The following is a 14,799-nucleotide window of genomic DNA, read 5'->3' on the forward strand; positions in this document are numbered from 1 at the left end:
CCGCAACATGGCAAATCGAGCGGAAGCGGCCGGCCCGAGGGGGATCCCGGGCCAGCCAATCCGCCGTGCCGGTCAGACGACCGTCAGGCGAACGTCGACATTGCCGCGCGTGGCGTTGGAGTAGGGGCACACCTGGTGCGCCTTGGCGACCAGCGCTTCGGCTTCGGCGCGGGCGAGGCCCGGCAGCGAGACCGCGAGGTCGATATCGAGGCCGAAGCCGCCCTCGGAACGCGGGCCGATGCCGACGGTCGAGGTGACGGAGGCGTCCACGGGAACCTTCGGGCCGCCCTGCGAGGCCACGAACTTCATCGCGCCGATGAAACAGGCGGCATAGCCGGCCGCAAACAGCTGTTCGGGATTATTGCCGGCGCCGCCGCCGCCGCCAAGCTCCTTCGGGGTGGTGAGCTTGACGTCGAGCGCGCCGTCGAGGGTTGCAGCATGGCCGTCGCGGCCGCCGGTGGCCTTGGCGCTGGTCTTGTAGAGGACGTTCACGGACATTGTCGTCTCCCTTGGGTTTCGATGGGGTGCGATCCATATCGCAGACAATTAGATTGTGCACAATTGAAATTCCGCGGTCTCACATTTAATTGTTCGCAATTGAATGTGCCGGCGCGCGGCGCCAGAATGAGACAAGTCCTTTAGAGATTCCCATGCCTCGAAAATCATCGGCAGCGGACGCGCCGCTGCGGCTCGACAACCAGATCTGCTTTGCGGTCTATTCGGCCGCGCACGCCTTCAACCGGGTGTACAAGCCGCTGCTCGACCGGCTCGGCCTGACCTATCCGCAATATCTGGTGATGCTGGTGCTGTGGGAGCGCGACGACGTGCCGGTCAAGGATATCGGCGAGCGGCTATTCCTGGATTCGGGCACGCTGACGCCGCTGCTCAAGCGGCTGGAGGCGGCCCATCTCGTCAAGCGCACACGCTCCAGTGAGGACGAGCGCCAGGTGCTGATCGCGCTGACCGCGCAGGGGCATGCGTTGAAGGAGAAAGCGCGCGCCGTGCCGCAGTCGATCCTGGCGGCATCGGACTGCTCGGTGTCGGAGCTGGTGACGATGAAGGACGAGATCGTGGCGCTGAGGGATCGGCTGAATGCGGTGATCGGGGAGTAGGGGGCGTCTTAGAGCCGCTTCTTGGCGAAGGCACGGCCCGACGCTGACTTCAGGTACTTCTCGAAGGCGACGGCCTGCTGCTCGTTGCTGAACGCAACATAGGTCTTCAGACGCCAAGGTCGGTATTTCGAGGTGTGAGGGACCTCACCAGCGTTGTGCTTGATCAGCCGAGCGCGCAGGTCGTCGGTAATCCCAACATAGAAGTGCCGCGAATCGAGGCTCTCAAGAATGTAGACGTACTTCACGGCGCACTCCCCGGTTGCCGAGGGGAGTTTACACTCGCTTGGGATCGGATGAAGCCCGGCTTCGCCCTTCGGGCTACGCCGCGGCAGCCTTCGTTCACTTCGCTACGAGGGACTGTCCCAGGCTTGCCGAGCCGTAGCTCGCGAAGCGAGCGAAGGCTGGTGGAGCCAGGCGGGATCGAACCGCCGACCTCTTGCATGCCATGCAAGCGCTCTCCCAGCTGAGCTATGGCCCCTTAGTCCTTAACCGGCGTGAACCTGGTTGATCACCCCGGACCGGCGAGCCTTCCGACTCGCGCGGTGCACCCTTTTTCACAGATCTGGGCTGATCTCAAGTCTCTTCATCACCTCCGACATCACCAATGATGTCGGTCACGTCCTCATCGCCCTCTTCCTCGTCGGCAATGAAGGTCGAATCATCGTCATCGTCGTCGTCGAGGGTCTCGTCGACCTCGATATCGTCCTCGGACTCGGGCACGACGGCCTTGACCTTGCCGGTGTTCTCCTCGGCATCGGCCTCCTCGAGGGAGACCAACTCTTCGGCCTCGGCCGGCTCCGGCGTGGCATCCGCCGTCGCCGCGTGCCGGGCTTCGGCGCCGCGGGGCACGCGGGCTGGCGCCACGGGCGCGATCGGCACGACTTCGCCGGTATAGGGCGAGATCACCGGATTCTTGTTGAGGTCATAGAACTTCTTGCCCGTGGTCGGGCAAATACGTTTGGTTCCGAGTTCGGACTTGGCCACGGCAGGAATCCTGGGAATGTCTGAAAAGCGGTGCTTCACTTGGCTAGTTGGCGGCCCGCTGTCAATAGCGCATTACGGGAGAACGACATGCCCGTGACGGGGCCCGGACCATGTGGTACCTGCCCCCCAGCCCCTCGCGGGTGAATCCAAGGACACAATCGTGACCCATTCCGACCAAACCAGGCCGCTCCAGTCGCGTGCCAGCGGTCCCCTGACCGGGAAAGTACGGGTCCCCGGGGACAAGTCGATCTCCCACCGTGCCCTGATCCTGGGCGCGCTCGCGGTCGGAGAGACCCGGATTTCGGGGCTCCTTGAGGGCGAAGACGTCCTCAACACGGCCAAATCCATGCAGGCGCTGGGCGCCAGGGTCGAGCGCACCGGCGATTTCGCCTGGAAGGTCAATGGCGTGGGTGTCGGGGGCTTTGCCCCACCCAAGGCGCCGCTCGATTTCGGCAACTCCGGCACCGGCTGCCGGCTGGTGATGGGCGCCGTCGCCGGCTGCCCGATCTCGGCCGTTTTCGACGGCGATGCCTCGCTGCGCAGCCGCCCCATGCGCCGGATCCTCGATCCCCTGGACAAGATGGGTGCGAAGGTCATTTCGGGTGGCGAGGGCGGCCGCCTGCCCCTCACCCTCCAGGGCGCGCGCGATCCGCTGCCGATCGCCTACACCACCCCGGTCGCCTCGGCCCAGATCAAGTCGGCGGTGCTGCTGGCGGGCCTTGCCGCCCCCGGCACCACGACTGTGATCGAGACCGAAGCCAGCCGCGACCATACCGAATTGATGCTGAAGCACTTTGGCGCCGATATTTCCTCGGCGCGCGAGGGCACGCATGGCCGCCGTATCACACTCAAGGGCCAGCCCGAGCTGCACGGCGCCACCGTGGTGGTGCCGGCCGATCCCTCTTCGGCGGCCTTCCCGGTGGTCGCGGCGCTGATCGTCGAGGGCTCCGATGTCGTCCTGTCCGACGTCATGACCAATCCGCTGCGCACCGGCCTGTTCACCACGCTGCGCGAAATGGGCGCCTCGATCGAGGAGAGCGAGGCGCGCGGCGACGCCGGCGAACCGATGGCGCGCTTGCGCGTGCGCGCCTCGAAACTGCGCGGAGTCGAGGTGCCGCCGGAGCGTGCGCCCTCGATGATCGACGAATATCTGGTGCTGGCGGTGGCGGCCTCCTTCGCCGAGGGCACCACCATCATGCGCGGCCTGCACGAGCTCCGCGTCAAGGAATCCGACCGTCTTGAAGCCACCGCCGCCATGCTGCGCGTCAACGGCGTCAAGGTCGAGGTCTCCGGCGACGATCTCATCGTCGAAGGCCGCGGTCACGTTCCCGGCGGCGGCACGGTCGCCACCCACATGGACCATCGCATCGCGATGTCCGCGCTGGTGATGGGCTGCGCCGCCGACCAGGCGGTGACCGTCGACGACACCGCCTTCATCGCCACCAGCTTCCCGGACTTCATTCCGATGATGCGTTCGCTAGGGGCCGAGTTTTCATGATCATCGCCATCGACGGGCCCGCGGCCTCGGGCAAGGGGACGCTCGGCAAGCGTCTTGCGCACCATTACGGCTATCGTCATCTTGATACCGGCGTGATCTACCGCGCCGTCGCCTATGCCCTGATGCAATCAGGTCATGATCTCCGCGACGAGGCGGCCGCGGTTGCGGCAGCGCTGGAGCTTGATCCCGAAAAGTTCGGCAATCCCGCGCTGAAGACCCAGCTCGCCGGTGAAGGCGCCTCGATCGTCTCGGCGATCCCGAGAGTCCGCGAGGTTCTGCTCAATTTCCAACGGCAATTCGCCGCCGACCCCCCCGGAGCGGTGCTGGACGGTCGGGATATCGGAACCGTGATCTGCCCGCATGCCGACGTGAAGATCTTCGTCGTCGCCGATCCCAAGGTCCGTGCCCGCCGCCGCACCATGGAAGCCAAGGCGAGGGGCGAGGAGGCCGACGAGGCGGCCGTGCTCGCCGACATCATCCAGCGCGACGAACGCGACAAGAACCGGCCGATTGCGCCTTTAAAACCGGCCCCGGATGCTTACTTGCTAGATAACTCCCAACTGGATATAGAAGGCGGCGTCCGGGCCGCCATCGACATTATCGAGGCCGTCCGAGCGGGCCGTCCGCGGGGTTAAGCCGCAGACGTCATTGGAGGAAGCGCCCGCTCCCGCTCTTTGAGGTCGATACTCTCGGTCCCTGCTTGGGACTGATGCGATCCAGGCTCCGGACACAAGATTTCCACGTATCGAACGTGCGGGCCCTGCCGGCCCGCTTCCGCTGTTTCGGCGCCAGCCGAAGCCGCGAGCGGTCGCTCGAAGGTCTTGCGGACCTTCCGACACTGCGCGTGCGATGCGCCCATGAACCCAACGGCCGGCAAGACGTCCGCAACTGGAGAACAAATGGCTTCGACTTCTGCTGATACCTATAGCCCGTCGCGCGACGATTTCGCCGCGATGCTCGACGAGTCCTTCGCAGGTGGCAACCTGCAGGAGAGTTCCGTCGTCAAGGGCAAGGTGGTTGCAATTGAAAAGGACATGGCCGTCATCGACGTCGGCCTGAAGACCGAGGGCCGCGTCGCCCTGCGTGAATTTTCCGGCCCCGGCCGTGACAGCGAACTGAAAGTCGGCGACGAGGTTGAAGTGTTCCTCGATCGCATCGAGAACGCCCTCGGCGAAGCCGTGCTGTCGCGCGACAAGGCGCGCCGCGAAGAGAGCTGGGGCAAGCTCGAGAAGGCCTTCCAGAACAACGAGAAGGTCAACGGCGTCATCTTCAACCAGGTCAAGGGCGGCTTCACCGTCGACCTCGACGGTGCCGTGGCCTTCCTGCCGCGCTCGCAGGTCGACATCCGTCCGATCCGCGACGTTGCGCCGCTGATGAACAACTCGCAGCCGTTCCAGATCCTCAAGATGGATCGCCGCCGCGGCAACATCGTGGTGTCGCGCCGCACGGTTCTCGAAGAGACCCGCGCCGAGCAGCGCCAGGAGCTGGTGCAGAACCTCGAAGAGGGTCAGGTCATCGACGGCGTGGTCAAGAACATCACCGACTACGGTGCGTTCGTCGATCTCGGCGGCATCGACGGCCTGCTGCACGTCACCGACATCGCGTGGCGTCGCGTCAACCACCCGACCGAGGTGCTCTCGATCGGCCAGACCGTGAAGGTCAAGATCATCAAGATCAACCACGAGACGCACCGCATCTCGCTGGGCATGAAGCAGCTGCTGGACGATCCGTGGCAGGGCATCGAAGCCAAGTACCCGCTGGGTGCCCGCTTCACCGGCCGCGTCACAAACATCACCGACTACGGTGCGTTCGTCGAGCTCGAGCCGGGCATCGAAGGCCTGATCCACGTCTCCGAGATGTCGTGGACCAAGAAGAACATGCACCCCGGCAAGATCGTTTCGACCTCGCAGGAAGTCGACGTGCAGGTGCTGGAAGTCGATTCCGTCAAGCGCCGCATCTCGCTCGGCCTCAAGCAGACCATGCGCAACCCCTGGGAGGTCTTCGTCGAAGGTCACCCGACCGGTTCGGTGGTCGAGGGCGAAGTCAAGAACAAGACCGAGTTCGGTCTGTTCCTGGGCCTCGAGGGCGACGTCGACGGCATGGTCCATCTCTCCGACCTCGACTGGAAGCTTCCGGGCGAGCAGGTGATCGACAACTACAAGAAGGGCGACATGGTGAAGGCCGTGGTGCTCGATGTGGACGTCGAGAAGGAGCGTATCTCGCTCGGCATCAAGCAGCTCGAAGGCGACCCCTTCGCCGAGCCGGGCGATGTCAAGAAGGGCGCGGTCGTGACCTGCGAAGTGCTCGAAGTGAAGGAGAGCGGTATCGAGGTGAAGATCACCGGTACCGACTTCTCGACCTTCATCAAGCGCTCCGAGCTCGCCCGTGACCGCAACGACCAGCGCGCCGAACGCTTCGCCGTCGGTGAGAAGGTCGATGCCCGCGTGATCCAGTTCGACAAGAAGGCCCGCAAGGTCCAGGTGTCGATCAAGGCGCTCGAAGTCGCCGAAGAAAAGGAAGCCATCGCGCAGTACGGCTCCTCCGATTCGGGTGCGACCCTCGGCGACATCCTGGGCACCGCGCTCAAGAACCGCGACAGCAAGTAAGCGAAACAGGTTTCGCTGCATCAAAGCCCCGGCTCGCGCCGGGGCTTTTTTGTTGTGCTTGATGCCCGTAGCCCGGATGGAGCGAAGCGCAATCCGGGAAGGTCTTACGGCGCTGTGACGGCCCCGGATTACGCTTGCGCTCCATCCGGGCTACGCAGTCGTTCCGAGTCCGCTCACAGCCTTGTTTTCTTCAAATTGCGCCGCAATTGATGTATCCAGATAAGCCGTTGGTCACGCCGTGACGGCACAACGCGTCCTGCCTTACATTTGGAGACATTCCGATGTCGCTCGATTCGGACATCATCGTCGATCGCCGCCGGATCCGTCGCAAGCTGACGTTCTGGCGCGTCATGGCTGCGCTGATCTTGATCGCGGCGATTGCAGGCTTTGCGCTGATTGCGACGCCCGGCGCGCGCGGCACTTTCGCATCCGCCGGCTCGATCGCGCGGGTTCATATCGAGGGATTGATCCGCAGCGATTCCGATCGCACGCAGGCGCTGGAGCGGCTGGAGAATTCGCAGGCCGCCGCGGTCATCGTCCACATCAACTCGCCGGGCGGCACCACCGCCGGCTCCGAGCAGCTCTACGACTCGCTCGTCCGGCTGAAAGCGAAGAAGCCGCTCGTCGTGGTGGTCGAGGGGCTGGCTGCCTCCGGCGGCTACATCGCCGCGATTGCCAGCGACCACATCATCGCCCAGCAGAGCTCGCTGGTCGGCTCGATCGGCGTGCTGTTCCAATATCCCAACGTCTCCGAGCTGCTGAAGACCGTCGGCGTCAAGGTCGAGGAGGTGAAGTCGTCGCCGCTGAAGGCCGCGCCCAACGGTTTTGAGCCCACCAGTCCCGAAGCACGGGCCGCCCTCGATGCGCTGGTGAAGGATTCCTACGCCTGGTTCAAAGGGCTGGTGAAGGACCGGCGTGGCATGGATGACACGCAGCTCGAAAAAGTTGCCGACGGCCGTGTCTTCACCGGACGCCAGGCGATCGATCTCAAGCTGATCGATCAGCTCGGCGACGAGAAGACGGCAGTGACCTGGCTGGTCGAGCAGAAGGGCGTCAAGAAGGGTCTTTCCGTGCGCGACTACAAGCTCCAGCCGCGTTTTGGCGATCTGCCGTTCCTCAAGACGGCCGCTGCCGTCACGCTGGAAGCGCTGGGTTTGGGCTCGATTGCGCGTCAAATCGGGCAAACCGGCGTCGCGCAGGCAGTCGATCGGCTCGGAATGGATGGAATGCTGGCGTTGTGGCAGCCGGCAGCGTCAAACTGACCGGAGACGGGCGAGTTCCAGAGGTTTTTCCCGTCTGGCGCGTGCCGGGGCAGCCCGCTTTTTCGGCATTTGTCACGTATTTTCACGACGCTCAATCTTGATTTAGCGTCTTGACAGATCACGGTATTTTCACGGAAATGGTCATCCGCACGCTCCCGGGTCCTATCTCTCGATGATCAAATCCGAACTTGTTCAGCGTATCGCCGAGCACAACCCGCATCTGTACCAGCGGGATGTCGAGAACATTGTGAATGCGATTCTCGAAGAGATCGTAGCGGCTCTCGCGCGCGGTGATCGCGTCGAGTTGCGCGGCTTCGGTGCCTTCTCGGTCAAGCATCGCCCTGCACGCGCCGGGCGTAATCCGCGCACCGGCGCCCATGTGCCTGTCGATCAGAAGAGCGTTCCGTTCTTCAAGACCGGCAAGGAAATGCGCGAACGGCTGAACCGCGACCATCCGGATCCCGGCGCACCCGACTGAGGCCGTCGTCGTCGGGGGGTAATCGAAATGGCCGCATGATGCGGCCGCCAGCTTGATTCAAGACGAGCGATCGCGATGCGAAAGTTCCTGACCGCGCTGATCGTGATTCCGCTGGGCCTGATCCTGGTGGCGTTTGCCGTCGCCAACCGGCATTTTGTCACGGTCTCGTTCGATCCCTTCATTTCGAACGACCCGTCATTGGAGATCACGCTACCTCTGTTTCTGCTGCTGATCCTGGTGGCGGCGGTGGGCGTCGTGGCGGGGGGCTGTGCCGTCTGGTTCGGCCAGCGGCATTGGCGACGCGCCGCGCGCCGGCATGAGGCCGATGCACGGGCTGCAAGGGGCGAACTGGCTGATCTACGGGCCCAGGCGGCCGCGGCAAGGCCCGAGCCCCAGCGCCTTCCCGCCCCGATCGGGGGCGGGCTTTACGGGCCCGTCGGGCGAGACAAGCAGCGCGCGACGTTGTAGAAGCGGCCCCGACCGAAAACCCTGTTTTCCGGCCGCGGCTTGCGGCCTCCATTTGCATTGAGACCATGTCCCTGCTCGTCAAAATCTGCGGCCTGTCCACGCGCGAGACGCTCGACGTCGCGCTCGACGCCGGCGCCGACATGGTGGGGTTCGTGTTCTTTCCGCCGTCGCCCCGGCATGTCTCGCTGGAGGTCGGCCGCGACCTCGGCCGCCAGGTGAAGGGCCGCGCGCTCAAGGTGGCGCTCACGGTCGATGCCGACGATGCGACGTTCGACAACATCATGGACGCGCTGTCGCCCGATATCTTCCAGCTCCACGGCCAGGAAAGCGTCGCGCGGCTGCGCGACATCAGGCAGCGGTTCGGCCGTCCCGTGATGAAGGCCGTCCCGGTCGCGACCTCGGCCGATCTCGCAGTGCTGCCGGGCTATGCCGCTGTCGCCGACCGCATCCTGTTCGACGCGCGCGCGCCGAAGGATGCGACCCGGCCCGGCGGGCTCGGGGAGCCTTTCGACTGGCACCTGCTCGGAAACCTCGAGCTCAAGCTGCCGTATATGGTTTCGGGCGGCCTTCATGCGGGCAACGTCGCGGAAGCCGTTCGGGTCACCCGCGCCGGTGGCGTCGACGTGTCCTCCGGCATCGAGAGCGCCCCCGGAGTCAAGGACCCCGAAATGATCAAGGCTTTCATTCGCGCCGCGCGCGCCACTCAAGAGTTGAGCGTCCGATGAACATCGCCAAACCAAACTCCTATCGCAGCGGTCCTGACGATCGCGGCCATTTCGGCATTTTCGGCGGACGCTTCGTCGCCGAAACGCTGATGCCGCTGATCCTCGATCTGGAGAAGGCCTACACCGCGGCCAAGGCCGATCCGTCCTTTCAGGGCGAGATGAACGGCTATCTCAAGAACTATGTCGGCCGGCCCTCGCCGCTGTATTTCGCCGAACGCCTCACCGAGCATCTCGGCGGCGCCAAGATCTACCTCAAGCGCGAAGAGCTCAACCACACCGGTTCGCACAAGGTGAACAACGTGCTCGGCCAGATCATGCTGGCGCGGCGGATGGGCAAGAAGCGCATCATCGCCGAGACCGGCGCCGGCCAGCACGGCGTCGCCACCGCGACACTGTGTGCGCGCTTCGGGCTCGAATGCATCGTCTACATGGGCGCTGTCGACGTCGAGCGGCAGCAGCCAAACGTGATCCGCATGGAGATGTTGGGCGCCACGGTGATGCCGGTGCAGTCGGGCACCCGTACGCTGAAGGACGCCATGAACGAGGCGCTGCGCGACTGGGTCACCAACGTGCACAACACCTTCTATTGCATCGGCACGGTCGCCGGTCCGCATCCCTATCCGACGCTGGTGCGCGATTTCCAGTCGATCATCGGCAACGAGACCAAGGCGCAGATGCAGGAGATCGAAGGCCGCCTGCCGGATTCGCTGGTCGCCTGCATCGGCGGCGGCTCGAACGCGATGGGCCTGTTCCATCCGTTCCTCGACGATCCCTCCGTCGAAATCTTCGGCGTCGAGGCCGCGGGCCATGGCCTGACGCAGCTGCATGCGGCTTCGATCGCGGGCGGCCGTCCCGGCGTGCTGCACGGCAACCGCACCTATTTGCTGATGGATGCCGACGGCCAGATCCAGGACGCGCATTCGATCTCGGCTGGCCTCGATTATCCCGGCATCGGCCCCGAGCATTCCTGGCTGCACGAGGTCGGTCGCGTGAACTATCTCTCCGCGACCGATGACGAGGCGCTTGCCGCGTTCCAGCTGCTGTCGAAGCTCGAAGGCATCATTCCGGCGCTCGAGCCGGCGCACGCCATCGCCAAGGTGATGGAGCTCGCGCCGAAGCGGCCGAAGGACCACCTGATGGTCGTCAACCTCTCCGGCCGCGGCGACAAGGACGTCCCGCAGGTCGGCGACATCCTGAGGGGCAAGAAGTGACCACGCGTATCGACACCCGTTTCGCCGAACTGAAGAAGCAGGGCCGCGCGGCCTTCGTGACCTACGTGATGGCCGGCGACCCCGATCTCGCGACGTCGCTCGAGATCGTCAAGGCGCTGCCCAAGGCAGGCGCCGACGTCGTCGAACTCGGCATTCCCTTCACCGATCCGATGGCGGATGGTCCCTCGATTCAGGCTGCGGGTCTGCGCGCGCTCAAGGCCGGCATGACCTTGAGGAAGACGCTGGACCTGGTGCGTGAATTCCGAAAGGACGACAACATTACGCCGCTGGTGCTGATGGGGTATTACAATCCGATCTACATCTACGGCGTCGACAAGTTCCTGGCTGATGCCAAGACATCAGGCGTTGACGGCCTGATCATCGTCGATTTGCCGCCGGAGGAAGACGAGGAGCTCTGCCTGCCCGCGCTGAAGGCCGGCCTGAACTTCATTCGCCTGGCGACCCCGACCACCGACGACAAGCGCTTGCCCGCGGTGCTCGCGAACACATCGGGCTTTGTCTATTACGTCTCGATCGCCGGCATCACCGGTGCCGCGGCGGCCGACGCGAATGCCGTCGGCGAAGCCGTCGCGCGCATCAAGCGGCACACCAGGCTGCCGATCTGCGTCGGGTTTGGCATCCGCACGCCGGAGGCGGCGCGCGCCATTGCCGAGCGGGCCAATGGTTCGGTGGTCGGCACCGCGCTGGTCGATGCCCTCAAGAACAGCCTCGACGCCGACGGGCGGGCAACCGCCAAAACCGTTAACGCCGTCGCGGAGTTGACGGCGGCCCTGGCCCAGGGCGTCAAGGGCGCGCAACAAGCGGCCGAATAGGCCATAATTCCGCTCGCCAAGCGGGTGACACGGCGGCTTGCCGGGCAAAGGCCCGGCCGCCATATATCCCTTCAGGCGGTCCCAAGCGGGGTCGCGCATCGGAGCAAACCATGAACTGGCTTACCAATGTGGTCCGGCCGAAGATCCGCAACATGCTGCGGCGGGAGACGCCGGAGAATCTGTGGATCAAGTGTCCGGATTCCGGGCAGCTCGTGTTCTACAAGGACGTCGAGGCCAACCAGTTCGTCATCCCCGGCTCGAACTACCACATGCGTATGGGCGCCGTGGCGCGCTTGAAGTCGATCTTCGACAACGAGACCTGGTTCGACGTCGCGCTGCCCGACGTCACGCCTGACCCGCTCAAGTTTCGCGACGAGAAGAAATACGTCGATCGGATCAAGGACGCCCGTGCGCGCACCAATTTGAATGATGCGATCAAGGTCGGCTACGGCAAGCTCGAAGGCTCCGCCGTCGTCGTCGCCGTGCAGGATTTCGATTTCATGGGCGGCTCGCTCGGCATGGCCGCAGGCGAGGCCATCGTGCGCGGGCTGGAGCTCGCGGTCGAGAAGAGCTCGCCGTTCATCGTGTTCGCGGCCAGCGGCGGCGCGCGCATGCAGGAAGGCATCCTGTCGCTGATGCAGATGCCGCGCACGACGGTCGCGGTGCAGATGCTGCGCGAGGCGAAGCAGCCCTATATCGTCGTGCTGACCAACCCGACCACCGGCGGCGTCACCGCTTCATACGCGATGCTCGGCGACGTGCAGATCGCCGAGCCCGGCGCGCTGATCGGGTTCGCCGGCGCGCGCGTGATCGAGCAGACCATCCGTGAAAAACTCCCCGAAGGTTTCCAGCGCGCCGAGTACCTCAAGGAGCACGGCATGGTCGACATGGTCGTGCATCGCCACGAGCTGCGTCCGACCCTGGCGAGGCTCTGCCGCCTGCTGACCAAGGCGCCGGCGCAGGAGAATGCGTCCAAGCCGATGCAGGCCGTCACGAGCCCGGCACAGATCGTATCGGCCGCTGAGACGGCGCCGGCTGCGCCCCACGCGTGAACGCTTCCCCTGACAGCGCGAAGACGCCGCTCGGCGAATTGATCGGGCGGCTGTCGGCCCTGCATCAGAAGCGCATCGATCTCGGCCTCGAGCGGATGCATCGCCTGCTCGAGCGGCTCGGCCACCCCGAACGCAAGCTGCCGCCGGTGATCCACGTCGCCGGCACCAACGGCAAGGGCTCGACCGTTGCCTATCTGCGCGCGACGTTGGAGGCGGCGGGCTTGCGCGTCCACGCCTACACCTCGCCCTACCTCGTCCACATCAACGAATGTTTCCGGCTCGGCGGGGTGCTCGTCGGCGACGATGAGTTGCGCGCGGCGCTGGAAGAGGTCGAGCGCGTCAATGCCGGAGAGCCGGCAACGGTGTTCGAGCTGAAGACCGCCGCGGCTTTTATTTTGTTCGCGCAAAACCCCGCCGATGTGGTGCTGCTTGAAGTCGGCCTCGGCGGTCGGCTCGATTCGACCAATGTCGTCGATGCGCCTGCGGCGTGCGTGATCACGCCGGTCAGCATGGACCATATGGATTTCCTGGGGGATACGCTGGCGTCGATCGCCGGCGAGAAGGCCGCGATCATCAAGCGCGGCGTGCCCGCGATTTGCGCCGAGCAGATGCCGGAGGCGATGGCGGTGATCGAGGCGCAGGCCAAGCGCGTGCGCGCGCCGCTGTTTGCCGCGAACGAGAGCTGGCACGTCAATGTCGAGCGTGGTCGCCTGGTCTATTCCGACGACCGCGGCCTGATGGACCTTCCGGCGCCGCGTCTGTTCGGCCGCCACCAATTCGCAAATGCCGGCCTTGCCGTCGCAACGTTGCGCGCGATCCCCCATTTCAAGGTGAGCCAGGCCGCGTTCGAGGCCGGCATCGTCGGTGCCGAATGGCCGGCGCGGATGCAGCGCATCACCTCGGGTGAGCTGCTCGCGTGGGGTCCGCAAGGTTCGGAAATCTGGCTCGACGGCGGTCACAATGCCGAGGGCGGCCGCGTCGCCGCGGCCGCGCTCGGCGATCTCGAAGAGCGGGTGTCGCGGCCGCTGGTGGTCGTCGCGGGCATGATGGCCAACAAGGACGCGCAGGGTTTCCTTGCCAATTTCGCCGGCCTCACCCGTCACATCATCGCGGTGCCGATTCCCGACACGGAGAATGCGATGCCGGTCGATCGGCTTGCGGATACCGCGCGCAGCCTCGGCATGCGCGTCGAGATCGCACCCGGCATCGAAGCCGCGCTGCGCGGCCTGTCGAAGCTCGCCTACGAGGTGCCGCCGCGCATTCTGATCACTGGCTCGCTGTATCTGGCCGGCCACGTGCTTGCGATCAACGGCACGCCTCCTGCATAGCTGATCGCGTAGCCCGGATGGAGCGCAGCGCAATCCGGGAATCGTGCCATAGGCGCTGAAGGCCCCGGATTACGCTGCGCTCCATCCAGGCTACGGGAGTGCCCAATGCGTTTTGCCGCCATCGCCGACGTCCACGGCAACTACCTCGCGCTGGAGGCGGTGCTCGCCGACATCCGCGCACGCGATATCACCGACATCGTCAATCTCGGCGACATGCTCAGCGGTCCGCTCGACGCACGCCGCACCATCGAGATGCTGATGCCGCTCGATGCCGTGCACGTGCTCGGCAACCATGACCGCTATCTGCTCGACCGTCCGCCGGAGAAGATGGGTTCGTGGGATCGTCCCGCCCATGCGGCGCTCAACGCCGCGCAGCTCGACTGGCTGCGCGCGCAACCGATGACGCGGGTGTTTCGCGACCAGGTGTTCCTCTGCCATGCGACGCCCGGGAACGACGAAGTCTATTGGCTCGACACCGTGTACCCCGACGGCGCGGTGGCGCTGTCGCCGCTTGATCGCATCGAGCAGTTCGCGTTGGGCATCAATCAATCCCTGATCCTCTGCGCCCACACCCATCTCGCCCGTGCCGTGCGTCTGCGCGACGGCCGGCTGATCGTCAATCCCGGCAGCGTCGGCAGCCCCGGTTATCGCGACAAGCACCCGGTCCCGCATGTCGTCGAGGCCGGCACGCCGCACGCGCGCTATGCGATCCTCGAGCTGACGAACGGAAGTTGGCAAGTGACGTTCCGCAGCATCGTCTATGACCACGAGGCGATGGCCGCGCTCGCCCGCCGCAACAATCAGCCGGAGCTCGCGAACGCGCTGGCGACGGGCTGGATCGCGTAGCGCAAAACAAAACGGCCGGCGTGACGCCGGCCGTTGCACAAACTCTTCGGAGGCGCTGCGGATCACACCGCCGACGTGATCCACTGCTGCAGCTTCGCCTTCGGCGCGGCGCCGACCTGGCGGGAGGCCATCTCGCCGCCCTTGAAGATCATGAGAGTCGGGATCGACATCACGCCGTACTTGGAGGCGGTCTTCGGGCTCTCGTCGACGTTGAGCTTCACGATCTTGACCTTGTCCCCCATCGCGCCGGCGATCTCGTCGAGGGCGGGTGCGATCATGCGGCAGGGGCCGCACCACTCGGCCCAGAAATCGACGACCACGGGGCCGTTCGCCTTGAGCACTTCGGCTTCGAAATCGGTGTCAGAAACCTTGCCAACGGCCATTGGGAGTACCTCA

General features: G+C 65.1%; 17 protein-coding genes and 1 tRNA gene. 13 read left to right on the forward strand and 5 right to left on the reverse strand.

Annotation, left to right across the window (positions count from 1 at the left end; all coding sequences use genetic code 11):
* Positions 1–72 precede the first annotated feature (72 nt).
* The gene (locus CO669_RS28880; RefSeq protein ID WP_097663327.1) at positions 73–498 is read right to left on the reverse strand and encodes an organic hydroperoxide resistance protein; all 426 of its coding nucleotides are present in this window, start codon (positions 496–498) and stop codon (positions 73–75) included.
* Between the two features lie 152 nt (positions 499–650).
* Between CO669_RS28880 and CO669_RS28885 the strand changes: the two genes are divergently transcribed.
* Entirely contained in the window at positions 651–1,112 is a 462-nt protein-coding gene (locus CO669_RS28885; protein WP_097663328.1) for a MarR family winged helix-turn-helix transcriptional regulator, read from the forward strand.
* Between the two features lie 8 nt (positions 1,113–1,120).
* Here CO669_RS28885 and CO669_RS28890 read toward each other — a convergent pair whose 3' ends face one another.
* From CO669_RS28890 to CO669_RS28900, 3 genes are all read right to left on the reverse strand, one after another.
* Positions 1,121–1,357, reverse strand: coding sequence for a GIY-YIG nuclease family protein (locus CO669_RS28890; RefSeq protein ID WP_097663329.1), 237 nt, complete (start codon positions 1,355–1,357; stop codon positions 1,121–1,123).
* Between the two features lie 157 nt (positions 1,358–1,514).
* Positions 1,515–1,590: transfer RNA gene (locus CO669_RS28895), tRNA-Ala, on the reverse strand.
* 95 nt (positions 1,591–1,685) lie between these two features.
* Positions 1,686–2,096 (reverse strand): TIGR02300 family protein, encoded by a 411-nt coding sequence (locus CO669_RS28900; RefSeq protein ID WP_097663330.1) that lies wholly within the window; start codon positions 2,094–2,096, stop codon positions 1,686–1,688.
* A 160-nt stretch (positions 2,097–2,256) separates the two neighbouring features.
* Between CO669_RS28900 and aroA the strand changes: the two genes are divergently transcribed.
* The 12 genes from aroA (at position 2,257) to CO669_RS28960 (ending at position 14,403) form a co-directional block, all read left to right on the forward strand.
* Entirely contained in the window at positions 2,257–3,594 is a 1,338-nt protein-coding gene (gene aroA, locus CO669_RS28905) for a 3-phosphoshikimate 1-carboxyvinyltransferase (RefSeq protein ID WP_097663331.1), read from the forward strand.
* A complete protein-coding gene (gene cmk / locus CO669_RS28910) occupies positions 3,591–4,229 on the forward strand; it encodes a (d)CMP kinase (RefSeq protein ID WP_097663332.1) in 639 nt (212 codons plus the stop codon). Before aroA ends, cmk begins: the two co-directional genes overlap by 4 nt.
* Positions 4,230–4,493: 264 nt before the next feature.
* A complete protein-coding gene (rpsA, locus tag CO669_RS28915; protein WP_100178633.1) occupies positions 4,494–6,200 on the forward strand; it encodes a 30S ribosomal protein S1 in 1,707 nt (568 codons plus the stop codon).
* A 281-nt stretch (positions 6,201–6,481) separates the two neighbouring features.
* Entirely contained in the window at positions 6,482–7,462 is a 981-nt protein-coding gene (sppA, locus tag CO669_RS28920; protein WP_097663334.1) for a signal peptide peptidase SppA, read from the forward strand.
* A gap of 172 nt (positions 7,463–7,634) precedes the next feature.
* On the forward strand, positions 7,635–7,940 hold the full coding sequence (locus tag CO669_RS28925) for an integration host factor subunit beta (protein ID WP_007598410.1): 306 nt from the start codon (positions 7,635–7,637) through the stop codon (positions 7,938–7,940).
* A gap of 75 nt (positions 7,941–8,015) precedes the next feature.
* Entirely contained in the window at positions 8,016–8,408 is a 393-nt protein-coding gene (locus tag CO669_RS28930; RefSeq protein ID WP_097663335.1) for a lipopolysaccharide assembly protein LapA domain-containing protein, read from the forward strand.
* Between the two features lie 65 nt (positions 8,409–8,473).
* The gene (locus tag CO669_RS28935; RefSeq protein ID WP_097663336.1) at positions 8,474–9,133 is read left to right on the forward strand and encodes a phosphoribosylanthranilate isomerase; all 660 of its coding nucleotides are present in this window, start codon (positions 8,474–8,476) and stop codon (positions 9,131–9,133) included.
* Entirely contained in the window at positions 9,130–10,344 is a 1,215-nt protein-coding gene (gene trpB / locus CO669_RS28940; protein WP_097663337.1) for a tryptophan synthase subunit beta, read from the forward strand. Before CO669_RS28935 ends, trpB begins: the two co-directional genes overlap by 4 nt.
* Positions 10,341–11,177 (forward strand): tryptophan synthase subunit alpha, encoded by an 837-nt coding sequence (gene trpA / locus CO669_RS28945; RefSeq protein WP_097663338.1) that lies wholly within the window; start codon positions 10,341–10,343, stop codon positions 11,175–11,177. The genes trpB and trpA overlap by 4 nt, the downstream gene beginning before the upstream one ends.
* Positions 11,178–11,287: 110 nt before the next feature.
* The gene (accD, locus tag CO669_RS28950; RefSeq protein WP_097663339.1) at positions 11,288–12,229 is read left to right on the forward strand and encodes an acetyl-CoA carboxylase, carboxyltransferase subunit beta; all 942 of its coding nucleotides are present in this window, start codon (positions 11,288–11,290) and stop codon (positions 12,227–12,229) included.
* A complete protein-coding gene (locus CO669_RS28955) occupies positions 12,226–13,557 on the forward strand; it encodes a bifunctional folylpolyglutamate synthase/dihydrofolate synthase (protein ID WP_097663340.1) in 1,332 nt (443 codons plus the stop codon). The genes accD and CO669_RS28955 overlap by 4 nt, the downstream gene beginning before the upstream one ends.
* 105 nt (positions 13,558–13,662) lie before the next feature.
* Entirely contained in the window at positions 13,663–14,403 is a 741-nt protein-coding gene (locus CO669_RS28960; RefSeq protein ID WP_097663341.1) for a metallophosphoesterase family protein, read from the forward strand.
* A 62-nt stretch (positions 14,404–14,465) separates the two neighbouring features.
* On the opposite strand, the gene trxA is transcribed toward CO669_RS28960, so the two are convergent.
* Positions 14,466–14,786 (reverse strand): thioredoxin, encoded by a 321-nt coding sequence (trxA, locus tag CO669_RS28965; RefSeq protein WP_007598398.1) that lies wholly within the window; start codon positions 14,784–14,786, stop codon positions 14,466–14,468.
* Positions 14,787–14,799: the final 13 nt, after the last annotated feature.

Origin of the sequence: Bradyrhizobium sp. Y36 (assembly GCF_002531575.1) — a bacterium.
Lineage (GTDB): Bacteria > Pseudomonadota > Alphaproteobacteria > Rhizobiales > Xanthobacteraceae > Bradyrhizobium.

Coding starts and splice junctions, on each gene's coding strand:
- CO669_RS28935 (WP_097663336.1), top strand. CDS start 8,474: ATGTCCCTGCTCGTCAAAATCTGCGGCCTGTCCACGCGCGAGACGCTC.
- cmk (WP_097663332.1), top strand. CDS start 3,591: ATGATCATCGCCATCGACGGGCCCGCGGCCTCGGGCAAGGGGACGCTC.
- rpsA (WP_100178633.1), top strand. CDS start 4,494: ATGGCTTCGACTTCTGCTGATACCTATAGCCCGTCGCGCGACGATTTC.
- CO669_RS28925 (WP_007598410.1), top strand. CDS start 7,635: ATGATCAAATCCGAACTTGTTCAGCGTATCGCCGAGCACAACCCGCAT.
- CO669_RS28930 (WP_097663335.1), top strand. CDS start 8,016: ATGCGAAAGTTCCTGACCGCGCTGATCGTGATTCCGCTGGGCCTGATC.
- CO669_RS28885 (WP_097663328.1), top strand. CDS start 651: ATGCCTCGAAAATCATCGGCAGCGGACGCGCCGCTGCGGCTCGACAAC.
- CO669_RS28960 (WP_097663341.1), top strand. CDS start 13,663: ATGCGTTTTGCCGCCATCGCCGACGTCCACGGCAACTACCTCGCGCTG.
- sppA (WP_097663334.1), top strand. CDS start 6,482: ATGTCGCTCGATTCGGACATCATCGTCGATCGCCGCCGGATCCGTCGC.
- trxA (WP_007598398.1), bottom strand. CDS start 14,786: ATGGCCGTTGGCAAGGTTTCTGACACCGATTTCGAAGCCGAAGTGCTC.
- CO669_RS28880 (WP_097663327.1), bottom strand. CDS start 498: ATGTCCGTGAACGTCCTCTACAAGACCAGCGCCAAGGCCACCGGCGGC.
- trpB (WP_097663337.1), top strand. CDS start 9,130: ATGAACATCGCCAAACCAAACTCCTATCGCAGCGGTCCTGACGATCGC.
- accD (WP_097663339.1), top strand. CDS start 11,288: ATGAACTGGCTTACCAATGTGGTCCGGCCGAAGATCCGCAACATGCTG.